The sequence below is a fragment of the Cohnella nanjingensis genome (genome assembly GCF_014212125.1).
GTDB classification, from domain to species: Bacteria; Bacillota; Bacilli; order Paenibacillales; family Paenibacillaceae; genus Cohnella; species Cohnella nanjingensis.
Map to the genome: position 1 here is coordinate 1 of NZ_JACJVP010000026.1, position 24481 is coordinate 24481.

The 24481-nt window shown below is 63.3% G+C and carries 17 protein-coding genes; all 17 read right to left on the minus strand.

Going from position 1 to position 24481, the window contains the following annotated elements; translation table 11 throughout:
* Positions 1–468: 468 nt before the first annotated feature.
* The 17 genes from murC to lonB all read right to left on the minus strand — a co-directional run bounded on the left by murC (position 469) and on the right by lonB (position 24415).
* Entirely contained in the window at positions 469–1914 is a 1446-nt protein-coding gene (murC, locus tag H7C19_RS16505) for a UDP-N-acetylmuramate--L-alanine ligase (RefSeq protein WP_376775373.1), read from the minus strand.
* Positions 1865–3262 (minus strand): bifunctional folylpolyglutamate synthase/dihydrofolate synthase, encoded by a 1398-nt coding sequence (locus H7C19_RS16510; RefSeq protein WP_185143768.1) that lies wholly within the window; start codon positions 3260–3262, stop codon positions 1865–1867. Before H7C19_RS16510 ends, murC begins: the two co-directional genes overlap by 50 nt.
* A gap of 15 nt (positions 3263–3277) precedes the next feature.
* The gene (locus tag H7C19_RS16515; RefSeq protein WP_185143769.1) at positions 3278–5944 is read right to left on the minus strand and encodes a valine--tRNA ligase; all 2667 of its coding nucleotides are present in this window, start codon (positions 5942–5944) and stop codon (positions 3278–3280) included.
* A gap of 568 nt (positions 5945–6512) precedes the next feature.
* Positions 6513–7949, minus strand: coding sequence for a LysM peptidoglycan-binding domain-containing protein (locus tag H7C19_RS16520; RefSeq protein ID WP_185143770.1), 1437 nt, complete (start codon positions 7947–7949; stop codon positions 6513–6515).
* A 179-nt stretch (positions 7950–8128) separates the two neighbouring features.
* Entirely contained in the window at positions 8129–9430 is a 1302-nt protein-coding gene (hemL, locus tag H7C19_RS16525; RefSeq protein ID WP_185143771.1) for a glutamate-1-semialdehyde 2,1-aminomutase, read from the minus strand.
* 16 nt (positions 9431–9446) lie between these two features.
* Positions 9447–10457 (minus strand): porphobilinogen synthase, encoded by a 1011-nt coding sequence (hemB, locus tag H7C19_RS16530; RefSeq protein WP_185143772.1) that lies wholly within the window; start codon positions 10455–10457, stop codon positions 9447–9449.
* A 15-nt stretch (positions 10458–10472) separates the two neighbouring features.
* The gene (gene cobA, locus H7C19_RS16535; RefSeq protein ID WP_185143773.1) at positions 10473–12032 is read right to left on the minus strand and encodes a uroporphyrinogen-III C-methyltransferase; all 1560 of its coding nucleotides are present in this window, start codon (positions 12030–12032) and stop codon (positions 10473–10475) included.
* A 4-nt stretch (positions 12033–12036) separates the two neighbouring features.
* Positions 12037–12975: a hydroxymethylbilane synthase gene (gene hemC, locus H7C19_RS16540; RefSeq protein ID WP_185143774.1), complete on the minus strand. Its 939-nt coding sequence runs from the start codon at positions 12973–12975 to the stop codon at positions 12037–12039.
* A 58-nt stretch (positions 12976–13033) separates the two neighbouring features.
* Positions 13034–13762 (minus strand): precorrin-2 dehydrogenase/sirohydrochlorin ferrochelatase family protein, encoded by a 729-nt coding sequence (locus H7C19_RS16545; RefSeq protein WP_246469563.1) that lies wholly within the window; start codon positions 13760–13762, stop codon positions 13034–13036.
* 10 nt (positions 13763–13772) lie between these two features.
* A complete protein-coding gene (ccsA, locus tag H7C19_RS16550) occupies positions 13773–14594 on the minus strand; it encodes a cytochrome c biogenesis protein CcsA (RefSeq protein ID WP_185143775.1) in 822 nt (273 codons plus the stop codon).
* Between the two features lie 55 nt (positions 14595–14649).
* Complete coding sequence (hemA, locus tag H7C19_RS16555) at positions 14650–16062, minus strand: glutamyl-tRNA reductase (RefSeq protein WP_185143776.1); 1413 nt, start codon at positions 16060–16062, stop codon at positions 14650–14652.
* Between the two features lie 256 nt (positions 16063–16318).
* The gene (speD, locus tag H7C19_RS16560; protein ID WP_185143777.1) at positions 16319–16717 is read right to left on the minus strand and encodes an adenosylmethionine decarboxylase; all 399 of its coding nucleotides are present in this window, start codon (positions 16715–16717) and stop codon (positions 16319–16321) included.
* A 254-nt stretch (positions 16718–16971) separates the two neighbouring features.
* Entirely contained in the window at positions 16972–18399 is a 1428-nt protein-coding gene (locus H7C19_RS16565; protein ID WP_185143778.1) for an extracellular solute-binding protein, read from the minus strand.
* A 173-nt stretch (positions 18400–18572) separates the two neighbouring features.
* Positions 18573–19163 (minus strand): non-ribosomal peptide synthetase module, encoded by a 591-nt coding sequence (locus H7C19_RS16570; RefSeq protein ID WP_185143779.1) that lies wholly within the window; start codon positions 19161–19163, stop codon positions 18573–18575.
* Positions 19164–19316: 153 nt separating this feature from the next.
* Positions 19317–19961, minus strand: a complete 645-nt coding sequence (yihA, locus tag H7C19_RS16575; protein ID WP_185143780.1) for a ribosome biogenesis GTP-binding protein YihA/YsxC — start codon at positions 19959–19961, stop codon at positions 19317–19319.
* 34 nt (positions 19962–19995) lie between these two features.
* Entirely contained in the window at positions 19996–22428 is a 2433-nt protein-coding gene (gene lon, locus H7C19_RS16580) for an endopeptidase La (protein WP_185143781.1), read from the minus strand.
* 202 nt (positions 22429–22630) lie between these two features.
* Positions 22631–24415: an ATP-dependent protease LonB gene (gene lonB / locus H7C19_RS16585; RefSeq protein ID WP_185143782.1), complete on the minus strand. Its 1785-nt coding sequence runs from the start codon at positions 24413–24415 to the stop codon at positions 22631–22633.
* Positions 24416–24481: the final 66 nt, after the last annotated feature.

Sequence of the window (24481 nt, forward strand, 5' to 3'; positions counted from 1 at the left end):
AATGCCATTGAGTTTACATACGCTCTTTGAACGCTCCTGCGCGGAAACGCGCGATGTAGGTCGTTTACATACGCTCTTTGAACGCTACTATGCGGGAACGCGCGATGTAGGTCGTTTACATACGCTCTTTGAACGCTACTAAGCGGAAACGCGCGATGTAGGTCGTTAACATACGCTCTTTGAACGATCCTGCGCGGAAACGCGCGATGTAGGTCGTTTACATACGCTCTTTGAACGCTCCTGCGTGGAAACGCGCGATGTAGGTAGTTTACATACTCTCTTTGAACGCTACTAAGCGGAAACGCGCGATGTAGGTCGTTTACATACGCTCTTTGAACGATCCTGCACGGGAACGCCTTTCCCCCACGCTTTCGGTCGCACAAAAAAAACGCCCGAACCGCGCAACCGGGTTCGGACGTCTTCATGTTTGGACATGCACGCCATCTAGGCGCGCGGCGGCTCGGAAGCTCAGACGCCTTCGCGCTCCCGCAGGAGGCGCGCCAGCTCGTCGCCCGCCTTCCAGATGTCGCCGGCGCCCATCGTAATGACAAGATCGCCGGGCACGACGCGGATTGCCAGCAGGTCGCGCACTTCCTCCTTGGTCGGCACGTAGGCGACGTTCGGATTGCTGTTCTTCTCGATCAGCTCGACGAGCCGCTGCGAGGTGACGCCCTCGATCCGCTGCTCCCCGGCGGGCGAGTAGATGTCGGTGATAATCACCTCGTCCGCGTCTTCGAACGCCCTGCTGAACGCGTCCAGCAGGAAGTACGTCCGGGTATAGCGCTGCGGCTGGAAAACGGCGATGATCCGTTTGCCGGTCGCTTTGGCCGCCTGGATCGTCGCCTGAATCTCCGTCGGATGATGCGCGTAATCGTCGATGACCAGCATGTCCTTCACTTCGCCGAGCACCTGGAACCGCCGTTTGGCGCCGCGGAATTCCACGATCGCCTCCGCGATCCGCGCGAACGGAATACCCGCTTCCAGGCAGACGACGACCGTCGCCAGCGCGTTGTAGACATTATGGCGGCCCGGCACCGACAGCCGGATGACGCCGAGGGATTGTCCGCCCTTAACGACCGAGAACGACGCCTGGCGGTCGCCCAGCTCGATGTCGGCGGCGGTATAGGCCGCCGGATGCGCGATGCCGAACGTGACGACGTTCGTCCGGTCCCCTACCAGCGGCAGAATCTCGCGGACGTTCTCGTCGTCGGCGCAGACGACCGCGCGCCCGTCCGGACGCACGTGCTGCAGGAACTTCACGTAGGCTGCCTTCAGCTTGCCGAAGTCGCCGTCGTAGTTCTCGAGATGATCGGCCTCGATGTTCGTGACGACCGCGACGGCCGGCTCGTACTGCAGGAACGAACCGTCGCTCTCGTCCGCTTCGGCGACGACGTGCTCGCCTTTGCCGGCCTTGGCGTTCGTGCCGACGTTGACGATCTCGCCTCCGATGATGTAGGTCGGATCCAGTCCGGCCGTCTCCATGACGAGCGCGATCATCGACGACGTCGTCGTCTTGCCGTGCGCGCCGGCGACGGCGATGCCCGTGCGGCTGTTCAGCAGGCGGGCGAGCATCTGCGCGCGATGCAAGGTAGGAATCTGCAGGCTCTCGGCCTCTTGGCGCTCCACGTTGTCCTTGGACAGCGCCGTCGAATAGACGACCAGATTGGCGCCTCTCACGTTCTCGGCCTGGTGGCCGATATAGATCTCCGCGCCTTTGGCCGCCAACTTATCCGTTAACTCTTGACGGACCACATCCGATCCGGTCACGCGATAGCCCATCTCCAGCATGACTCTGGCAATGGCACTCATCCCGTAACCGCCGATGCCGATAAAATGTACGTGCTCAGCCGTTGCCAACGACGCTTCACCAGCCTTTTTCTGAATTCGTATGATGGAGCAGCCAAGAGCGGACATCGGCGATAAGGTACAAAGTGCCGGTGACCACCGTCAGCGTTCGGCCGGAGCCGTTTGACGCCAAATCTTGGAGCGTATCGAGTCCTTGGCGCCAATTCGGCTCCACGATCACGCGCTCCGGCCCGCCCAGTTCAGGCTGCAGCCGCTGCGCGACCGCTGCCAATTCGGCGGCGTTCATTTTTTTATGGAAATCAGGCTCGGTAATGACGAGCGTATTCACCATTGGTAGTATATGCCGCAACGATTGTTCGTGATTCTTGTTGGGCATCATGGCGATCATCACGTTCAGCGTATCGTACTCGTATACGTCGCTAAGCGCTGCCTTGAGCGCCTCCATGCCTTCGGGATTGTGCGCCCCGTCGAGCAGGATGCGCGGCTCCCGCGACACCATCTCGAGCCTGCCCGGCCATGCCGCCGCCCGCAGGCCTTGTCGCAAATCCTCCTCGTCGACGATCAGCGCGTAATACGTGCGCAGCACGTCGATCGTCATGACGGCCGTTGCCGCGTTCGTCTGCTGGTGCGCGCCGTTCAGCGTGATGGCGAGATCGTCCAAGCGGCGGAACAGCCCTTGGAAGTCGAACCGCTGCTCGTCCTCTGCCGCGTCTGCCGTCTCGTACGCGAACTGTTCGCCGATCAGGTACAAGGTCGATTGGCGAGCGGCGGCCGTCTCCTTCATGATCGCCGCGACCTCGGGCTGCGACGCGGCCGAGACGACCGGCACGCCCGGCTTGATGATCCCCGCCTTCTCCTTCGCGATATCCGCGAGGGTAGGGCCGAGCAAGTCCATGTGGTCATGGCCGACGTTCGTAATGACGCTGACGATCGGCGTCACGACGTTGGTCACGTCGAGCCGGCCGCCCAGCCCCGTCTCCCAGACGACGTAGTCGGGGAAGGAAACGGTGCCGTAATACAGGATGGCGAGCGCCGTCGTGAGCTCGAACATCGTAAGCGGGCCCCATTCGGTCTCCGCCATCCGGTCGGCGAACGGCTTGAGCCGGTTCGCCAGCTGGAGCAGGACGTCGCCGGGGATGTCCTCTCCGTTGTATTGGAACCGGTTCGTATACGACGTGATGTACGGGGACGTGAACGTCCCTACGTCGTACCCGCTCTGCCGCAGCACGCTCGTCAGAAAGGCGCAGACCGAGCCTTTGCCGTTCGTGCCGGCGACATGAATGAACTTGAGCCGGCGGTGCGGATTGCCGAGCTGCTCGAGCAGCAGCGTCATCCGCTCCAGACCGGGCCGGATGCCGACGGTCGGCATGAGCCCCGTAATCCAGGAGATCGCCTCCGCGGGCGTGCGGAAGGCGGGTTGCGCGCGATTCGCGCCCGACTGTTCTTCTGCTGTCATGGTCCTACGCCTCCATCAACCGCGCAGCTCGGCGATCCGGGCGAGCACCTTGTCGCGCTTGTCGCGGTAATCCTGGCCTTTGGCGCGTTCTTGTTCGACGACTTGAGCCGGCGCCTTGGCGAGGTAGCCCTCGTTCGCGAGCTTCTTCTCGACGCGTTCCACTTCCTGGTTCAGCGTCGCCAGCTCCTTCTCGAGGCGGGCGATCTCTTGGCCGATATCGATCAGTCCGGCGAGCGGCAGATAGATCTCGAGCCCCGTGACGATCGCCGTCATCGCTTTATCGGGCGGCGTCAGTGCGGCGTCGAGCGTGAGCTGCGACGTGTTGCAGAACCGGCGCAGATACTCCTCGTTGCGGCGTAGGATACTCTCCGAAGCCGCGTTCGTCGGCTTCGCCATCATCTCGATCTTCTTGCCCGGCGTGACGCCCACTTCGGCGCGTACGTTGCGCACCGCGCGGATCGCTTCCATGAGCAGACCCATCTCCGCGACGGCGTCCGCCGCTTCGAACGCGGCGTCGTAGACCGGCCATGCCGCCAGGGTGATCGTCTCCCCCGGCTCGTGCGGCAAATGCTGCCAGATCTCCTCGGACAGGTACGGCATGAACGGATGCAGAAGCCGCATCGTCCGGTCAAGCACGTAAGCGATGACGGACTGCGTGCTGCGCTTGGCTTCCGCGTCGTTGCCGTACAGCGTCAGCTTGGCGAATTCGATGTACCAGTCGCACAGATCGTCCCAGATGAAGTTGTAGAGCAGCCGTCCGGTCTCGCCGAACTCGTACGTCTCCATCAAGCGCGTCACGTCGCGCGTCGTCTCGTGGAACCGGTGCAGAATCCAGCGGTCGGCCGTCGACAGCGATCCGGACAAGTCGATATCCGCGGCAGTGAAGCCTTCCAGGTTCATGAGCGCGAAGCGGGAGGCGTTCCAGATCTTGTTCGCGAAGTTGCGCGCCTGTTCGACCTTCTCCCAACGGAAGCGCAAGTCCTGCCCGGCCGTATTGCCGGTGGACAGCATGTAGCGCATCGCGTCCGCGCCGTATTTCTCGATGACCTCGAACGGATCGACGCCGTTGCCGAGCGACTTGGACATCTTGCGTCCTTCGGCGTCGCGCACGAGCCCGTGGATGAGCACGTCCTTGAACGGCGCTGTGCCCGTGAACTCCAATGCGGTGAAGATCATCCGCGACACCCAGAACGGGATGATGTCGTAGCCGGTGACCAGCACGTCGGTCGGGTAGAATCGCTTCAGGTCTTCCGTCTGTTCGGGCCAGCCCAGCGTCGAGAACGGCCATAGCGCGGAGCTGAACCACGTGTCCAGCACGTCCTCGTCCTGCCGCCAAGGCGAATTCGGCTCGCCCGCGCCCTCGGGCGCCTCCGCGCCGACATAGATCTCGCCCGTCGTCTCGTGGTACCAGGCGGGAATGCGGTGGCCCCACCAGAGCTGGCGGGAGATGCACCAGTCGCGCACGTTCTCCATCCAGAACAAGTACGTCCGCTCAAAGCGGTCCGGCACGAAGTTGACGCCTTTGCCCGTCTTCTGGGCTTCGATCGAAGCTTCGGCCAGCGGCTTCATCGCGACGAACCATTGCGTGGACAAATACGGCTCGACGACGGCGCCGGAGCGCTCGCTGTGGCCGACTTGGTGCACGTGGTCCTCGATGCGCACGCAGACGCCCTGCTCCTGCAGGTCCTTCACGATCGCCTTGCGGCATTCCGTCCGGTCCATGCCTTGGTAAGGGCCCGCGTTCTCGTTCATCTTGCCGCTCTCGTCCATCACGATGATCTGCGGCAAGTCGTGGCGGGCGCCGACTTCGAAGTCGTTCGGATCGTGCGCCGGGGTGATCTTCACCGCGCCGCTGCCGAATTCCTTGTCGACATAAGTGTCGCCGACGATCGGGATCTCCCGGTTCAGGATCGGCAGGCGCAGCGTCTTGCCGATCAGATGGCGGTAGCGCTCGTCCTCCGGATGGACCGCGACGGCCGTATCGCCCAGCATCGTCTCGGGACGGGTCGTCGCTACCGTCAGATCGCCGCTGCCGTCCGAGAGCGGATAGCGCAGATGGTAGAGATGGCCGTTCACTTCCTTATATTCGACCTCGATGTCGGACAACGCCGTGCGCGCGGCCGGATCCCAGTTGATGATGCGTTTGCCGCGGTAGATAAGCCCCTTCTCGTACAGGCGGACGAACACTTCGCGGACGGCCTTGGACAGTCCTTCGTCCAGCGTGAACCGCTCGCGCGAATAGTCCAGGCTCAGCCCCATCTTCGCCCACTGGCTGCGGATCGATCCGGCATACTCTTCCTTCCAAGCCCAGACTTTCGCTAGGAAGGCCTCGCGGCCGAGGTCGTAACGGCTGACGCCTTCTTCGCGCAGCTTGCCCTCTACCTTGGCTTGGGTCGCGATGCCGGCATGGTCGGTGCCCGGCACCCAGAGCGCGTCGAAGCCCTGCATCCGCTTGAAGCGGATCAGGATGTCCTGCAGCGTCAGATCCAGCGCGTGGCCGATATGCAGCTTGCCCGTCACGTTCGGCGGCGGGATGACGATCGTATATTTGGGGGCGTCCGGCCGGCCGCCGGCCTTGAAGTATTCGCCTTGAATCCAGGCGTCGTACCATTTCTGCTCGGCGCTCGTCGGGTCATAGGTGGTGGGCAGCTCGAGGGTGTTGCGTTGCTCGATTTCGCTCATTCTGGATACAACCTCCAAAGGGACATGGGTCTCAAGTCAAAACGGTCGCGGCCCCGTATAGGGGCGCAGCGTCGGAACTGCGGCCTTCCGGCGCGGAAACGGGAAGAACCCGCTCGGGAAGGGCGAACAAACACAAAAACCTCCCGTCGCAAAGGACGAAAGGTTCGCTTCCGTGGTACCACCTTCATTCCGCTCGGCCGCAAGGGGCCGCTCGGCTCTTCAGCGCAGGATAACGGCTGCGGCCGTCCCGTTCTCAGCGTCGGTTCAAACGGGAGACTCCAGGGCGACTTCGGCAGGCGGCTTCCTGCGGAACCTCTCAGCGCTGCCTTGCGGCAGCGGTCCCGCTCTCTGAAGGGCCGAATCTGCGTACTCATCCCTATCCAAGTCTTTATTCCACTATCATACCCGTCCGGCCAAGAGCAGTCAATAAGAGCCGCCGCGCAGGAGAAAGGCCTAAGCGGGCGTCCGGACCGGCGCTTCGCCGCAAACGGCAAAAAGGACCGTCCCCCGGTCGCCATCGGCTCGGGGACGGTCCTCTATGGCTTGACGCATTCTCTCGGTCGGCGCTTTAAGGAATGTAGATGATTTGGCCTTCGGCCACGTGCGGATCGTTCAACCGGTTGTACAGCTGAAGCTCCCGGGACTGCACGTTATACCGGGAGGCGATCGCGTCCAGCGTGTCTTCGCGCTGCACGATGCACAGCTTCACCTTGCGGAACGACTGCGCCGGATCTTTGGCGAGGAACAGCCGCGTCCATTCCAGCTCGTCGCCCGAGGAGTCCGCCTCTTGTTCGGCGCTCGCTTGCAGCGCTTCGTCGGCCGCGAGCTGCTCCGCTTGGCGCCGCGCCCCTTTGTCGCCGAGTTGAGAGAGGAGGCCTACGCCGAAGGAGGAAGCCGCGCCCGCGTTCGCGGCGTCTCCGGACTTGCCGTTCAGCGCGACCTTCAGCTCGGGCTTCTCCTCCCGAGGCGTCTCGGCCGAGAGCGGCGCGTCGGCTTCCAGGACGCCGTATCCCTGCGTCTCGAGCGGCACCTCGACCTCGTACACGGACGGAACGGCGGCGTTCCCCGCCTCCGCGTCTTTGATCGCCTGCACGACTTCGTCGGCGGTGCGTTCGCGATAGCCGGCAGGGTCCGACGAAGGCGACAACGAAGCCTCGTCCGCATCCGGAAGCGCGTCGTACGCGGCTTGGCGCTCCTGTTCCGCCGCCAGCCGCTCGAGCCGCTGCCGCTCCGCTTCCGCATAGGCATAGGCTTCCGCTTCCGCTTCGGCCCTCGCCTCGGCTTCCGCCTGCGCTTCGGCTTCGGCCTGCGCCTGGGCGGCCGCCCGCGCTTGGGCCTCGACCCAGGCGTTCTCTTCCGCTTCGGCGGCGGCGCGCGCTTCGGCCTCGGCTCTCAGCTGCGCGGCCTGCGCCTGAAGCTGCTCCGAGACGCGCTGCTGGTCGTACCAGACCGGAACTTGTTCCGGCGTCTGCTGGGTCGCATCGGCCCCGTAGTAAGACGGAGGATGATAGACCGGCCCCGGCTGCTGCTGATAATACGGCGCGGCGGCGGGCGGCTCCTGCTCCTGTTCCGGCGCGGCGAGCGGCGCTTGATGGACGACCGTGAAGCCGTCCTCCCGCCAGACGGGCGCTTGGGGCGATGCGACCTGCAGGCCGCGCAGCGCGAGCACGCCGGTCACGTTCAGCGTGCGCGTGGATAGCAGATCGATGTCGAAGTTGTCGATCTCGATCGCCAAGTCCTCCATGCGCTCCACCCGATTCAGCGGCAACGAGATCTCGACGGGAATCCAATGCTCGAGTTGCCGCAAGGATTCCGGATCCTCTTGCGACTTGTACGCGCCCGTCAGCAGCAGATGCCCCCGGAGCAGCACCTGATCGTCCTGCGGCAGCGCCTGCATGTGCGGGACGAGCTCGATCTCTTCCAATTCCTCGATCGCCGCCACATCGTCCGGCAGATGCACTCTCTCGTAAATATCGAATCGCAGACCGTTTAACGATTCCGTCACGATTCACGTCCTCCTTTCGGCGTAGACGCCCTCCCCTGTCTAGGAGGGCAGGCTTCACTCCCTATTTATCTATATGCCGCAGGAAGGCGGGCATGCCTATGGAATCGCGAAGACGCAAACAGCCCCTTGCCCGCGGGAACGCGGGGCAAGGGGCTGGCGGACGCCGCATTCTGGCGGCTTTAAAGCTTCTGCAGCGCGGTCCGGTGCGCTTCGACCGTCTCGTCGATATCGGCTTCGGCGTGGGCGGTCGAGAGGAACCAGCCTTCGAACTGCGACGGCGGCAGGTTGACGCCGCTGTCCAGCATGCGGCCGAACACGACGTTGAACCGCTCCGTGTTGGACGAGCGCGCCGTCTCGAAGTTGATGACGCGCTTGTCGGTGAAGAACGGGCAGACCATCGAGCCGACCCGGTTCACCGTCATCGGCACGCCGTATTCGGCCGCGTTCCGCTCGAGTCCCGCTTGGAGCCGGATCGCCAGCTTCTCCAGCTGCCGATAAGCGTCCTCGGTCAGCAGGCTTAGCGTCGCGTAGCCGGCCGCCATCGCGAGCGGATTGCCGGACAGCGTGCCGGCCTGGTAGATCGGACCGACCGGCGCCACGCGGTCCATGATCTCCCGGCGCCCGCCGTAGGCGCCGACGGGGAGGCCGCCGCCGATGACCTTGCCGAGGCAGGTCAGATCGGGCGTCACGCCGTACAGTCCCTGCGCGCAGTGGAGATGGACGCGGAACCCGGTCATGACTTCGTCGAAGATCAGCAGGCTGCCGGCCTTCGACGTGATCTCCCGCAAGCCCGCGAGGAAGTCGGGCAGCGGCGGGACGACGCCCATATTGCCCGCGACCGGTTCGACGATGACCGCGGCGATCTCTTCGCCGAACCGCTCGAAGGCCAGCTTGACGGAGGCCAGATCGTTGTAGGGCACCGCGATCGTAAGCGCGGCGGTGCTCTCCGGCACGCCCGGGCTATCCGGCAAGCCGAGCGTAGCCACGCCGGAGCCGGCCTTGATCAGCAGGCTGTCCGCATGCCCGTGGTAGGAGCCTTCGAACTTCAGAATCTTGCTGCGTCCGGTATAGCCGCGCGCGAGACGGATCGCGCTCATCGTCGCTTCGGTGCCGGAGTTCACCATGCGGACGACTTCGATCGAAGGGACGCGCGCGCAGACGAGCTCGGCCATCTCCGTCTCGATCTCGGTCGGCGCGCCGAAGCTCGTGCCTTTCTCCGCCGTCCGCTTGATCGCTTCCACGACCTCGGGGTGGGCGTGACCCGCGATCAGCGGTCCCCAAGACAGCACGTAATCGATGTAGCTCTGTCCGTCGATGTCCGTGATGCGGCTGCCCTGCCCCCGATCGATGACGACCGGCGTGAGCCCTACCGACTTGAAGGCGCGGACGGGACTGTTGACGCCGCCCGGGATCGATTTCTTAGCCCGTTCGAAGGCCGCTTTGGAGCGGGAATCCGAGCGTTTTCGGCGAAATTCGGTCATTTTCGGCACACTCCCACTATCTGGATTGGAAATCGCTATACTGTCCGTTCAACCAGCGGACGGCATCCTTTGCGTGATAGGTGATGATGAGGTCCGCGCCCGCGCGCTTCATACCCGTCAGCGTCTCGAGCACGATGGCCCGTTCGTCGATCCAGCCCTGCAGCGCGGCCGCTTTCACCATCGAATACTCCGCGCTCACGTTGTACACGACGAGCGGCAGGTCGAATCGCTCTTTCACGACGCGCACGACGTCCAGATACGCGAGGCCCGGCTTGACCATCAGCATGTCCGCGCCTTCCGCCGCGTCGGACGCGGCTTCGCGCAGCGCTTCCCGGACGTTGGCCGGATCCATCTGGTAGGTCTTGCGGTCGCCGAACTGCGGCGCCGACTGGGCGGCCTCGCGGAACGGACCGTAATACGCGGACGAATACTTCACCGCGTAGGACATGATCGGAATCTCCTCGAACCCGGCTTCGTCGAGGCCTTGGCGGATCGCGCCGACGAAGCCGTCCATCATGTTGGAGGGCGCGATGATATCGGCGCCGGCGGCGGCTTGGGAGACGGCGGTGCGGACGAGCAGGGCGAGCGATTCGTCATTGTCGACGACCGCCGATGCGCCCGTGCCGTGAACGACCCCGCAATGGCCGTGGTCGGTGAATTCGCACAGGCACGTATCCGCGACGACGACGAGCTCCGGCGCGAGCGCCTTGATACGCCGCGTCGCCTGCTGAACGATGCCGTCCGTCTCGAACGCGGACGTGCCGATCGGGTCCTTGTGCTCGGGAATGCCGAACAGCAGCACCGCTTGAATGCCGAGCGCCTGAATCTCCCGCACTTCTTCCTCCAGCCGGTCGACCGAGTAATGGTAGACGCCGGGCATCGAAGCGATCTCCGTCTTCACGCCTTCGCCGGGTACGACGAAGAGCGGATAGACGAAGTCGTGCGGATGCAGATAAGTCTCTCTCACCAGGTTGCGCATCGCGGGCGTGCGGCGCAGCCGGCGGTGGCGCGTAATGGGAAATGTCATGGATAACGCTCCTTTCTAGTTCGAGCGAGAAGTCGGGTCCCGGCGGTAAGCCGCCAGCGCTTCGACCAATCCGTCGATGGTCGCCTGATCCGCCTGGATCGCGACCTTTAAGCCGTTCGCGGCCGCCGTCTGGGCGGTCACGGGTCCAATGCAGGCTACGATGGCGCCCGAGAGCAGCTCGGCCGGCGATGTCTCGCCCAACCGGCGCAGCGCTTCGAGCAGATTCGTCACCGTAGACGAGCTGGTGAAGGTCACGACGTGAATCTCGCCGGCGCGCAGCATCTCGAGCAGCCGGCCGTCGTCTTGCGGGACGATGAGCCGGTTCTCGTACACGTCCAGCTCGACCGCATCTACTCCGCGCGCCTCGAGCTCGCGGGGCAGCACCTCCCGCGCGAGATCCCCGCGCGGCAGCAGCGCCCGCTGGCCGGGCCGCAGTTCGGCGACCAGGCTGTCCAACAGCCCTTCCGCCTGGAACTTGGACGGCAGCGCCTCGGCGATCACGCCTCTGGCCAGCAGCGCCTCGGCCGTCTTCGGCCCGACCGCGGCGAACCGGGCGCGGTGGAAGCGGCGGATGTCCGTCCCGGTACGGCAAAGCCATGCGAAGAAGTGCTCCGCGCCGTTCGGGCTCGTCAGCATCACCCAGTCGTAAGTCTCCGCCTCCGCCAGCGCTTCTTCGATCGCCCGGATCGCGCCAGGCTCGGACTGGGGGCGCGTCTCGATGACCGGGAATTCGTACGGCTCCCCGCCCAGCTCGTCGATCCGCTCCGTCAGCTCGCTCGCTTGCGCGCGGGCGCGCGTGACCAGCACCCGCCAGCCGAACAGCGGCTTGTTCTCCATCCACTTCAGCGTCTCGCGCTGGCGGACGACGTCGCCGACGACGATGACCGCCGGCGGCTCGAAGCCCGCCTCCGCGACCTTGGCCTCGATATCGCCCAAGGTGCCGACCAGCGTGGCTTGCTCCGCCCGGGTTCCCCAGCGGACGAGGGCGACCGGGGTGCCCGGCGACCGGCCGTGCTTGATCAACTGTTCGCTGATATAGCCGATCTTGGCGACGCCCATCAGGAACAGGAGCGTGCCCGTCGCGTTCGTCACCTTGTCCCAATGAATCATGCGGTCCAGCTTGTCCGGACTCTCGTGTCCGGTAATGATCGAGAAGGATGAGGCCCAATCGCGGTGCGTCACGGGAATGCCCGCATAGGCGGGCACGGCGATGGCGGAGGTGATGCCGGGCACGATATCGAAGTCGATGCCGTGCTGCCGGAGCAGCTCGGCTTCTTCGCCTACGCGGCCGAAGACGGTCGGATCGCCGCCCTTCAGGCGGCATACCGTCTTGCCCTGCAGCGCCAGATCGACCAGCAGCCGGTTGATCTCCTCCTGCTTCATCGTATGGCGGTCGGGACGCTTGCCGACGTAGATCCGCTCGGTCTCCGCGGGCAGCTGCTGCAACAGCTGCGGGCCGGCCAAACGGTCGTACACGACGACGTCCGCGCGCTTCAGCGCCGCCAAGCCGCGAACCGTAATCAGCTTCGGGTCGCCCGGACCCGCGCCGACCAGGTACACTTTGCCTTTGGTCATGGCGTCATTCCCTCGCTTCCGCCAGGATCGCGTCCGCTCCTTGGGCCAGCAGTGCCTCCGCCGCTTCCGAGCCGACCGCTTCCGGGTCGGTTCCCCGCGCGGTCGCGCGCAGCAAGCGGCCGCCGTCCGGCGAGGCGACCATGCCGGTCAGCGACACCTCGCCGCCTTCTTCGCCGGAGCCGGCTACCGCATAGGCGCCGATCGGCACCTGACAGCCCCCGTTCAGGAGGCCGAGGAAGCGGCGTTCCGCCCGGACGGCGCGTTCGGTCTTGCCGTCGTTCAAGCGTGCGAGCAGCGACATCACCTGCTCGTCGTCCGCGCGGCACTCGACCGCTAGCGCTCCCTGGCCGACGGCCGGCAGACAGTCCTCCGGATCGATATAGGCCGTGATCCGATCCGCCCATCCCATCCGGCGCAAGCCGGCCGCCGCGAGCAGGATCGCGTCGAGCCCTTCCGTCTCCAGCTTGCGCAGCCGCGTATCGATGTTGCCCCGCAGCGACTCGATGCGCAGATCGGGCCGCCGCGCTTGGAGCTGCGCGCCTCTGCGCAGGCTGCTGGTGCCGACCCGGGCGCCCGGCGGCAGATCGGACAGCGTATAGCCGTGCAGGTTGACGAGACAATCGCGCGGATCTTCGCGGAGCGGCACCGATCCGATCGTCAGCCCTTCCGGCAGATCGAACGGCATATCCTTCATGCTGTGCACGGCGCAGTCGATCTCCCCGTCCAGCAGCGCCTGCTCGATCTCTTTGACGAACAAGCCTTTGCCTCCGACTTTGGAGAGGGTGACGTCGAGGATCCGGTCCCCGCGCGTCACGATCGGTTTGACTTCGAATGCAAAGGGCAAACCCGCTTCTTCGCAGATCCGACGCAGGCGATCGACGGTTTGTCCCGTCTGCGTCAGCGCTAGCGCGCTCTGGCGAGTCCCGACGATAATGGTTCGCATGACTGGCTTCCTCCCGGTTCGATAAACGATATAGGTTGCATCCTGGTACGCGTGCCGTTCATGAGAAATGCGCGAATCCCGGCGGGTCCGGCGGTTCGCCGCGCCCGCGACGGCCCTCTTCCTCTTCGGCCAGCGCCCGCAGCCGAGCCAGCAGCACAGCGCCTGCGGCATCCGGTCCGAGCCGCCGCCATTCGGCCAGCGCGGCGTCGCCGACGGCCGTCCGCAGGAGCCGCCTCCGGTCCGCGGCATCGGGCACGGCCGCCCTCACCTCGGCGCGGACGCGCCGCAGCGCCGCCGCGAGCGGCCCGTATTCGGGGCCGTAGCGTTCCGCCAGCTCGCCGGCGAGCCGCGCCGCGAGCGCGGGACCGGCGCCCGACGCGCTCACCGCGAAGACGAGATCGCCCCGGCGGACGACGGCCGGCGCGACGAAGTCGCCCGCTTCCCCGTCGTCCGCCACGCTGACGGGAACGCCGCGCAACCGCGCCTCCTCCGCCAGCCGCCGATTGGCTTCCGGGCGATCGGTCGCCGCGAACGCCAGCGCCGCGCCGTCGAGGTCGTCCGCCGCGCCGAGCCGTCGGTCAGCCGCGATCTTGCCGTCTGCGGCCCATGTCTCCAGCAGCGGCGTGAGCGTGGGGCTGACGACCGTCACGGCGGCGCCCGCCTCGAGCAGCCCCGCCGCCTTCCGTTCGGCCACCGCCCCGCCGCCGAAGACGACGCAGCGTTTGCCTTCGATGCGCAGCATGACCGGATAATATCGCGTCATGGCCTTTCGTCCCCTTTCTCCCAAGCGGGATTCGCTAGATCCATCGGTGGAAGGAAGAGAACGAATTCGCGAAGAAGTCCGCGATCAGCAAGGCGTACCCGATCAGGTTCCAGCGCGCGGCGCGGCCCGCGTCCTCGTTCGAAGTCCACCGGCGCAGCAGGTCCGTCAGATACAGCGCCCCGGCCGCATACGACAGCAGCACTTTCTCGTCCAGCAGCTTGGCGTAATGCCCTTCCAGCAGCAGCGCGGCGGTACCCGTCGAGAGCGCCAGCAGGAGCAGCGGCACGCCGACGAGGCCCGAGCGGAACGCGTATCGGTCCATCGTCTCTAGGCTCGGCATCCGGCTCATGACGCCGCCCCACTTCTTCCGCTTGAGCCGGCCGTGCAGGAACAAGTACATCCCGCCGCAGACGGCCGCCACCGTGAGCAGCGCGAAGGCGACCGTGATCAGGCTGATGTGGAGCACGAGCAGCCGATGGGACACTTCGGACGGCGCCAGCGCGATCTCCTGGCCCGGCCGCTGGAGCAAGTTGAGCCCCAGCACGGCGAAGCCGACGGCGTTGACGAGGAGCACGAGCAGCTCCGCGCGCACGATCCAGTGGATGACGAACGAGAAGGAGACGAGGAGCCACGAGACGAAGAAGGCGTATTCCTGCAGCGTCACCTCGGGCACCGAGAAGTGGCGCAAGAGCAAATCTAGCAAAAAGGCGGTCTGCAAAATCCAGACGAAAACAAGCAGCCCTGTTCCGATCCGTCTCCCGTTCCGTTTGCCGTAAGCGGCATCGGATACGAAAAACAGCAGACTCAGGGCGTAAACGTACAATACGGCATCCGTCAGCCAATCGTTCGTCAACATGGCGGCTTCGCCTCCCGCATCCTCGCGCTATCCGCCCGGAGCGGGCCGGTCAAGCTCAACGGAGCGCACCGGCCAACTGGGACAGGAGCGAGGGAGATTCGCCGGCCGCCGCAGCGCGCTCGGCCGGCTTCGAATCCGCTTCGGCCGCCGCCGCGGCGCGCGACTTCTCCTCCGCCTTGGTTGCCGCCTTGAGACGCGCGACCTCCTCCTCCAGGGCAAACAATTGCACGAACAGGTTCATCGACGCGTCGCCGCGCTTCTCCGCCGCCATCTCCTTCACGCGAAGGATCGGATCGTGGATCATCTGGCTGACCATGCTCTTGGTCAGTTTGCGGATGACTTTGACTTGACGCTCATCCAATTCCGGAAGTTTGCGCAGCAGGCTGTCCAGCGTCTCCTCATGAATCGCGGACGCCTTCTCCTGCAAGCCGCGGATGAGCGGCGTGACGCCCAGCGTCGCATACCAGGAACGGTACGCTTCCTGCTCTTCTCCAATCATCTGCTCGATGACCTCGGCCTCCTGCCGGCGCTTCGCCAGGTTGGTCTCGACGATCCCTTCCAGGTCGTCGATATCGTACAAGTAGACGTTCGAGAGATCGCCGCAGCCCGGCTCGATATCGCGCGGCACGGCGATATCGATGAGGAAGAGCGGCTTCTTCTTGCGGCGCGCCATCGCCTGCTCGACCGTTCCCCGCGTGAGGACGAAGCGCTGGGCGCCGGTGCTGCTGATGACGATATCCGCTTCGTGCAGCCGTTCGAGAGCTTGCTCCATCGTCAAGGCGACGCCGCCCACTTTGCCGGCCAGCTCCTCCGCGCGGGAGAGCGTCCGGTTGACGACGAGCACTTCCTTGGCGCCGTTGGCCGTCAGATGCCGGACCGTCAGCTCGCTCATCTTGCCGGCGCCGACGATCATGACCTTCTTGTTGTCGAAGCGGCCGAAGATCCGCTTGCCGAGCTCGACCGCCGCGTAGCTGACCGATACGGCGCTCTCGCCGATCGACGTCTCCGTGTGGGCGCGTTTGGCAACCGTGACCGCCTGCTGGAACAGCCGGTTGAACAGCGTGCCCGTCGCCTTCCGCTCCCGCGCCAGGAAGAACGCGTCGCGGACCTGCCCGAGGATCTGCGTCTCTCCGATGACCATCGAATCCAGGCCGCAGGCGACGCGGAACAGATGCCGGGTCGCTTGCTCGTCCTCGTACATATACAAATGGCGGTTGAACTCCACGCGCGGGAGCTTGAACCATTGTTCCATAAAAGCGCGAATGTAGTGGCCGCACAAGGAATGGCGGTCGACCACCGCGTATAGCTCCGTCCGGTTGCAGGTCGCAACGATGACGCATTCGAGGATGCCCGTCGTTCGCTTCAAGGCGTCGAGCGCCTGAGGCAGTTCCTGTTCCGAGAGGGCGAAGCGTTCCCGGACCTCGACCGGTGCCGTCCGGTAATTCAATCCGACTGCGATGAGATGCACGGGCGTTCACCTGCCTTTCTGGAATCCGTGCGCAGCGTCAAACGACAGACCTGCATATCAACAAGTATTATAGCATAGTTCGTCCGTTTGGCCGGGATCCGTTTATGAAAACTTTGCGACAAACGCGCCGCCTATTCCCTATTGTTGGCGACATCGGTGCCCGATATTCCCAAGGAGTCCCGCGCAATTAAAAAAGCCATGAGGATCGCCTCATGGCTTGCATGCATGCTCTAAGCAAGAACGGCGCTACGGATCATTACACCAGTTCGGCCTGTTTGATTGTAGGTTCTTCGACTTTCATCTCGCCCATGCCGCGAACGAGCTTCTTCGCGTAGGTGTTCTTCGGCTTGAGCACGTTCACCATGTAGTCGATGGCAAGCTGAGGATCGACCGTCTCGCCGCAGGTATAGCAGTCGATGGCGGCAAAGCCTCTTTCAGGATACGTGTGAATGGAGAGATGGCTCTCCGACAGCATAACGAGAACCGTTGCGCCCTGGGGCTCAAATTGTTTGGCTTGAACCGAGAGAACGGTTGCGCCGCAAGCTTCGGCTGCTTCCACCATGTGCGATTGGAGAAGTTCTGCGCTGTTGAGAAGATCGAAGTCGACCCCCCATGTATCAACCGCTACGTGCCGTCCGAAAGTAGAGTATTCCACTGTCGGTTCCCCCTTCCTAGGAATAAAATGTGAAGCTGATTTCATCCGCTAGGACCTACGTCATTCACTTCTCGAGGGAATCTGCTGACCATCGCATTCCATTCCTGAGTGAATCCTGGTTCCTATTGTGTTGTCAACGAAAATAAAAATAACATCTATCCGGGGGAAATGCAACAGTTTTTTTCGGGCGAAAACACGCACCAAACGACCGCGCTTCGCGTATGCGGCGATCGCGGCCGTTCGGGCAAATCGCCTTATCCGGCGGAGGGGGATGCCGAGGCCTGCTCGGCCTTTTTCCGCTCGTCCGCTTTGCGGGCAACGGTCAGCGCTTGCTGCAACTCTTCCTTTATCGCAGCGACGGCTTCGTCTAGCGTCTTCTCGCCCTTGATTGCCGCGTCAAGCCCTTTGGCCATGCCCTGCGTGTAGTCTCCATAGAAGTTGCCGGGGATCCGTTCGGGGAAGATGGAGAACGCCGGCTGCGGATCCAACTTGTAGAACGGTTCCAAACTGCGTCCATCCTGTTCCGCCATATAAGTCGTGCGGGAGAGGAAGTCGCCGAAGGCGCCGCTCTTGCCTTTGATCTTGGCGTAGCCTTCTCCGTTCACAAATTTGACGAATTCCCAAGCCGCCCTTTGATTCGTAGAAGCGGCGTTCACCGCGAAGATATTGTATAAGTCGATGCTGCCGCTCTGGTTACGGTTGCTCGGATCGACGGGCGCCGTTACGATCTGCCAGTTCACGGGCTTGACGCTCTTCATCTGATCCTTCGCCTGGCGGAGGCTTTGAATTTCGCCGCCGGAGGCCACCGTCATCGCCGACCGTCCCATGAGGAACATGTCCATTTTGTACAAGTCTTCCATCATCAATGCGCCTTGAAGCTTCTTCCGATCTTCCTCCGACGCGAGATGGATCGCTTTGGAGCGGATGGCGTCGACCACCGTTTGGAGCACCTTCTTCCAGGCGTCGCTGTCGATCATGACTTGCGTCCCTTCCGCGTTCAGCAGCCGCAGCTTCTCCGTAGCGGCTATCGTGTAGACCAGTCTATCCAGCGTATCGTACGTCTCCGTGTTCAAGCCGTAGATCCGTTCATCCTCCGGGCCATCGGTTGGGAAACGCTTGGCGAGCGCCATCACTTCTTCCCAGCTCATGGAGTCGCGAGGCGGCTCGACCCCGTATTTTTGGAACAGATCGGCATTATAGAACAACGCCTTGCTGCCGAAGGTCGGGCTCAAGCCGTATAGCTGCCCGTCCCCCTTCTCTCTTAACGCGTTCACCACGGAGGGTTGAATGCCGGCAATATCGAAGTTGTCTTGCTTGATAACCGGGTCTAACGCGTACAGTTTGCCGGCTTTGGCAAAGCTCCCGAGCTGATCCATAAACAGCATCAGCACGTCCGGTTTGTTCTCTTCCACGAATTTCTCGAACGCCGTCGTCGGATCGGCTTCACTGTTATAGATAGACTGCATATTCGCGACTTCGATATCCAGGTTCGGAAACTTGCTGATGAACAGATTGCCGTACTCCTGGAAAAAGTAGTTCTGGTCCCAGAACATGACCTTGATCTTCGCCTGCTCTTTCTCGTCCAGCGGTTTCAGCGCTTCCTTCGACGACTTGCCGCTGCAGCCGGACAGCAGAAGGGCAAGCGCAGTCAACAGCGGCAAGGCCGCGCGCAGCTTTCTCATTTCGACACCCCCGATAAGATTGGCCATTTCATCCTTTCTCAATATAGGGGGTTGTCTATTGCAGGTAAATGCTTTTTATTCCTTTTTCAGGTAAACATAAGCGAAAGTTAAGGAAGTTAAGCAAAAATGAAAAAAGCCTGCCGGTCGTCCCGGCAGGCCTGGTGCATATGCGATTAGGCTTCTAGAGCGAATAACAACCGACTGTGGTGCCTGAGCCGTTCGTCGATCTCCGCGATCTCGCCGGCATCCGTCCGCGCGTTGCGCAGATCCAGCAGCTCGTTGACGGCGTTCCGCACGATGGCGATCTCGTCTTCGACCGAACAAAGCTTGAAGCGGGATTCCATCAGGCCGAGCGCGTCCTTGTGCTCGAATACGGTGCGGATGAGCTCGCCCTTGATCTCGACGATGCGAACGACCTTGCCGCGCAAATAATGATAAACCATCGTAAAGCCCGGGTAAATCCGATTGACGACGGCGTCCCCCTTGAAGGCGGCCACCAGCTTGCGGAGCGTGTCGGTCAGCTTCTGCTGAACGACCGTGCAGGACAAGGCGCATACGTAATTCCCGTTGTTGCGCTCAAAGGTTAAGCGGATCGTCTCCCCGCCGGCGTCGTCTTCTAGGACCACCTCATGATTGCCGTTGTCCAGCACGAATACTTGCTGGCGTAACTGCTGCGTCCCGCAAATCGAGAACAAGATCGGCATTTCGGCTTCCGTCAATGTCAGACTGGCGTTAACATACTCCGTGGCTACCCGTTGAGCCATAAAATCTCCTCAATTCCATTTTGTAACGAAGGTGAGTACTTCTTGCTTCACCTTAATTATACGATAATTCCGAATCCGTTTCCTCCCGACCGAAACCCGATTTTTCAGGAAAAATGCTTAAAAATCGATTCCTCCCGGGATTCGCCCAGAAGATTAGCCGTTATCCTCGGTTTCCTGCGGGTCATTCTGCGGTTCCGAGGGGGAGTTAAGCGGAATATCGGCCGCTTGCGCGATGATGCTCCATAATTCATCTCTACCCATTCCGGTCTCGGATGAAAACAGGACAAGCGGCTGACCCTTGGGCATCCCGAGCGTCTCGCGCACGATCTTGCCGTGCTTGGGCACCTGGTTGCGGGAGAGCTTGTCGGCTTTGGTGCCGACGATGCAGATCGGAATCCGGTAATGGGATAGCCACTCGTACATCGAGATGTCGAGGGCGGTGGGCGGGTGACGCAGGTCCACGAGCTGAATGACGAGACGCAAAGGTTCGCGTTCTCGCAAGTACAGTTCGATCATGCGGCCCCAAGCTTCCCGCTCCGTCTTGGATACCTTGGCGTAGCCATAGCCGGGCACGTCCACGAAGTAGAGCTCTTCATTGATCCGGTAATAGTTGAGCTGCTGCGTCTTGCCGGGCTGGGCGCTTGTCCGGGCCAGGTTGCGGCGCAGCAGCATCCGGTTGATCAGCGAGGACTTGCCCACGTTGGAACGGCCTGCCAGAGCAATCTCCGGCAAGCCGTCCTCGGGGTATTGTTTGGGTCCTACGGCGCTGATGATGAATTCGCTGGACTTAATCTTCATAAAGAACCTATTCTCCTGTCCTTGCGTGCCTCGCTTAATGCGTGCCGAGCGGCGGCGTGTCTTCCGCTTCGCCTTCCCCGGCCGCGCCGATCGCGGCCGCGCCCGCGACGAGCGAGCCTTCTTCGTCCGGTACGGCCGGCAGCGGGTCGGACAAGGCATGCTTCAGCACTTCGTCCATATGCGCGACGGGAACGAACGTTATCTCATGGCGGACGCTGTCGGGAACGTCCCGCAGGTCGCGCTCGTTGTCCTTCGGCAGCAGCACCTTCTTGATGCCCGCGCGGAGAGCGGCGAGCGACTTCTCCTTCAGGCCGCCGATCGGCAGGACGCGTCCGCGGAGCGTAATCTCCCCGGTCATCGCGACCTCGCGGTTCACGCGGCTGCCCGTCAGGGCGGAGACGAGCGCCGTGGCGATCGTGATGCCGGCCGACGGACCGTCCTTCGGAATCGCGCCTTCGGGGATATGAATGTGAATGTCGTTCTTCTCATGGAACTGCGGATCGATCCCGAGCGACTTCGAGCGGCTGCGCGTATAGCTGAGCGCGGCCTGGGCGGACTCCTTCATGACGTCGCCCAGCTTGCCCGTCAGCGTGAGCTTGCCGCTGCCCGGCATGATCGTCACCTCGATGACGAGCGTCTCGCCGCCGACTTCCGTCCAGGCGAGCCCGGTGACGACGCCGATCTGGTCCTCCTGCTCAGCCATGCCGTAGCGGAACTTGGCCGGGCCGAGGAACTCCTTCAGCTTGGCGGCATCTACCTTCACCGGCGCGGCCGAAGCGTCCGCGACGATCAGCTTCGCCGCCTTGCGGCTGATGGCCGCGATCTGCTGCTCCAGGTTCCGGACGCCGGATTCGCGCGTATAGCCGCGGATCAGCTGGAGCATCACGTCCGGCTCGATCTCGAGCTGCTCCTCGGTCAAGCCGTGGTCGCGCTTCTGCTTCGGCAGCAGGTGGCGGAGGGCGATCTGCTGCTTCTCCAGCTCCGTGTAGCCGGGAATGTAGAGCACTTCCATCCGGTCCAGCAGCGGACGCGGAATCTGATGCGCGACGTTCGCCGTCGTGATGAACATGACGTTGGACAAGTCGAACGGCATCTCGATGTAGTGATCGCTGAACGTGCCGTTCTGTTCGGGATCGAGCACCTCCAGCATCGCCGAGGACGGATCGCCACGGAAGTCGCTGGCCATCTTGTCGATCTCGTCGAGCAGGAAGACGGGGTTCTGCGTGCCCGCCGAGCGCATCCCTTGAATGATGCGGCCCGGCATCGCGCCGACGTACGTGCGGCGGTGGCCCCGGATCTCCGCTTCGTCGCGCACCCCGCCGAGCGAGATGCGGACGAACTCGCGTCCGAGCGACGAGGCGATCGAACGGCCGAGCGACGTCTTGCCGACGCCCGGAGGGCCGACGAGGCAGAGGATCGGGCCTTTCAGCTTTTTGACCAGCTGCTGCACGGCCAGATACTCCAGCACCCGCTCCTTCGGCTTCTCGAGGCCGAAGTGCTCGTCTTCGAGGATCTGCTCGGCCTTGGCCAGATCGAGATGGTCCTCGGTCACCTTGCTCCACGGCAGCGCCAGCAGCCACTCCACGTACGTGCGAATGACGGCGCCTTCGGCGGAGGAAGCCGGCATCTTCTCCAGCCGGTCGATCTCCTTCTCGACCTTGGCTGCGATCTTCTCCGGCAGCTTCGCCTCTTCGAGCTGGCTGCGAAGCTCCTCGACTTCGCCGGCCCGGCCTTCCTTCTCGCCGAGCTCCTTCTGGATCGCCTTCATCTGTTCGCGAAGGTAATATTCCTTCTGCGTCTTCTCCATCTGCTTTTTGACGCGCTGGCTGATCTTGCGTTCAAGCTCCAGCACTTCGCGCTCGTTGTTCAGGAGGTCGAGCAGCTTCTCCAGGCGGACGCGCACGTCCACGGTCTCGAGAATCTCCTGCTTATCCTTGATCTTGAGCGACAGATGGCTCGTGATGACGTCCGCCAAGCGGCCCGGCTCGTCGATATCGGACACGGCCGCGAGCGTCTCCGGCGTCACCTTCTTGGACAGGTTGATATAGTGTTCGAACTGGCTCAGCACGGCGCGCATGAGCGCGCCCGTCTCGGAGTCCCCGGAGAGCTCTTCGGGCAGCTCACGGGCGACGACTTCGTAGAAGCCTTCGTTCGGCAAATATTGTTCGATCTCCGCGCGGATGACGCCTTCGACCAGCACCCGGATCGTGCCGTTCGGCAGCTTCAGCATCTGGCGGACTTTGGCGATGGTGCCGACGCGATAGATATCGTCTTGCGTCGGTTCCTCGATATTGATTTCGGATTGCGAACAGAGCAGGATCATATGATCGTCAATCATGCACTGTTCTAGCGCTTTGATCGATTTCTCCCGGCCTACGTCCAGATGTAGAACCATGCTGGGGTAGACGAGCAGCCCTCGCAGGGGCAATAGAGGCAGAGAACGGCTTTTCGTCTTGCTCGAACCCATATGGACGGCACCTCCTCAAGCGCGAACGATAAATTTTGTAGGGCTTACTCGGAATGGTTAGGATTCCCTATTCTATTCCGAATACTTCCGTCATTGTATCAAAACTTCAAGCCCGCCGCAAAAAACCGGGCGGCAGCCTCTCCGGCCGAACGGCGGACATGGCAAACGCCGCCCCGCAGGACGGCGTTGGGTTGGCCGATCTTCAAGCTTCGCCGAGCGCCCCGGCTCCGGGCTGCGGGTGCCCTTCGCCGCGGCGCGTAGAGCGTGCGGCGTCGGCCGACCCGGCATGCAGGATCGACACCGACGGAGCGGCGGCGTACGCGTCCGCGGGGATCGGCCGGTCGCCCGCCTCCAGATCCGACGGGACGGTGAGGGTGGCTTCCCCGAAGACGTGGAAGAAGACGTCCGACATCGTCTCGACGGGGATCACCTTCACGCCCTCGAGTCCCTCGAAGATCGCTTGCCAGTTCTCCTTCGGTATCAATACCTGCTCGGCGCCCGACTGGAACGCCGCCTCCACCTTGGCGATAACGCCGCCTACGGGCTTCACGCGGCCATGGATGCTCACCTCGCCGGTCATGGCCAGCTTGTTGTCGACCGGCTGGTTCTTGATGGCCGAGGCGATGGCGACCGCCATCGCGATACCCGCGGACGGTCCGTCGACCGGCGTGCCGCCCGGGAAGTTGATGTGCAGGTCGAAGTGCTCGGGATGCAGGCCGCAGCGGCGCAGGACGGTCAGGACGTTCTCCACCGACCCTTTGGCCATGCTCTTGCGGCGCAGCGTCCGCTGACCGCCCCCGATCTCCTCCTCCTCCACGACGCCGGTGATCGTGAACAAGCCCTTGCCCGGCTGAGCGGGCATCGCCGTCACCTCGATCTCGAGGAGCGCGCCCATGCTCGGTCCGAACACCGCGAGACCATTGACGAGTCCGACCTGCGGCTCCGTCGGCACCTTGCGGTCCGGGCGAGGCGGCAGCTGGCTGCTGTTCACGACCCATTCGATATCGGCAGCGCCGAGGCGCTCCCGGTTCTCGGACAGGGCAAGCCCCGCGGCCAGCTGAATGACGTTCACGGCCTCGCGGCCGTTGGTCGCGTAATGCTTCACGACCTCGACCGCTTCCGGCTGCGGCGGGAAGCCGATCTTGGCGATCGCGTTCTCCGCGATCTGCCCGATCTCCTCCGGCAGCAGCGGCCGGAAGTAGATCTCCATGCACCGGCTGCGCAGCGCGGGCGGCAGCTCGTTCGGCGAACGCGTGGTGGCGCCGACGAGGCGGAAGTCCGCAGGCAGCCCATTCTGGAAAATATCGTGGATATACAGCGGAATATTCGGATCTTCCGCATGGTAGTAGGCACTCTCCAGGTAAACCTTGCGGTCTTCGAGCACCTTCAGCAGCTTGTTCATCTGAATCGGATGAAGCTCGCCGATCTCGTCGATGAACAGGATGCCTCCGTGCGCCTTCGTGACCGCGCCGGGCTTCGGCTGCGGGATACCGGCCACGCCCATGGCGCCCGCGCCTTGGTAGATCGGATCATGCACCGAACCGATCAGCGGATCCGCGATCCCGCGTTCGTCGAAGCGCGCCGTCGTCGCGTCGATCTCGGTGAACTTCGCCTCCAGGCGGAACGGCGACACCGGGTTTTTCTTCGCCTCTTCCAGCACGACGCGCGCCGCCGCCGTCTTTCCGACGCCAGGAGGGCCGTAGACGAGCACGTGCTGCGGATTGCTGCTGCACAGCGCGGCCTTCAGCGCGCGCAGGCCTTCCTTCTGCCCGACGATGTCGCCCATGCTCGCGGGCCGCGTCTTCTCCGACAGCGGCTTCGTGAGCGAGATCGACCGCAGCTTGCGCAGCTTATCCATCTCTTTGCGCGATTCGCGGTCGACGGCCGTCCGGTTGCTCTTCTGGTTGCGCAGCAAGTTCCAGAAATAAACGCCGATCACGACGGCGAAAAACACTTGAACGAGCATCAGTATAGTGCTCAAGGTCATTGTCCTCATCCTCTCCCTGCCTTGGCGTCATCACACGCGCCAAAAAATCCGGTAAACGGGCTCATA

Excerpts from the sequence above, each read along its gene's own strand:
- yihA (WP_185143780.1), bottom strand. The coding sequence starts at position 19,961 with ATGAAGATTAAGTCCAGCGAATTCATCATCAGCGCCGTAGGACCCAAA.
- lon (WP_185143781.1), bottom strand. The coding sequence starts at position 22,428 with ATGGGTTCGAGCAAGACGAAAAGCCGTTCTCTGCCTCTATTGCCCCTG.
- ccsA (WP_185143775.1), bottom strand. The coding sequence starts at position 14,594 with ATGTTGACGAACGATTGGCTGACGGATGCCGTATTGTACGTTTACGCC.
- lonB (WP_185143782.1), bottom strand. The coding sequence starts at position 24,415 with ATGACCTTGAGCACTATACTGATGCTCGTTCAAGTGTTTTTCGCCGTC.
- H7C19_RS16515 (WP_185143769.1), bottom strand. The coding sequence starts at position 5,944 with ATGAGCGAAATCGAGCAACGCAACACCCTCGAGCTGCCCACCACCTAT.
- H7C19_RS16570 (WP_185143779.1), bottom strand. The coding sequence starts at position 19,163 with ATGGCTCAACGGGTAGCCACGGAGTATGTTAACGCCAGTCTGACATTG.
- cobA (WP_185143773.1), bottom strand. The coding sequence starts at position 12,032 with ATGACCAAAGGCAAAGTGTACCTGGTCGGCGCGGGTCCGGGCGACCCG.
- hemB (WP_185143772.1), bottom strand. The coding sequence starts at position 10,457 with ATGACATTTCCCATTACGCGCCACCGCCGGCTGCGCCGCACGCCCGCG.
- H7C19_RS16510 (WP_185143768.1), bottom strand. The coding sequence starts at position 3,262 with ATGACAGCAGAAGAACAGTCGGGCGCGAATCGCGCGCAACCCGCCTTC.
- murC (WP_376775373.1), bottom strand. The coding sequence starts at position 1,914 with ATGTCCGCTCTTGGCTGCTCCATCATACGAATTCAGAAAAAGGCTGGT.
- hemC (WP_185143774.1), bottom strand. The coding sequence starts at position 12,975 with ATGCGAACCATTATCGTCGGGACTCGCCAGAGCGCGCTAGCGCTGACG.
- hemL (WP_185143771.1), bottom strand. The coding sequence starts at position 9,430 with ATGACCGAATTTCGCCGAAAACGCTCGGATTCCCGCTCCAAAGCGGCC.
- H7C19_RS16565 (WP_185143778.1), bottom strand. The coding sequence starts at position 18,399 with ATGAGAAAGCTGCGCGCGGCCTTGCCGCTGTTGACTGCGCTTGCCCTT.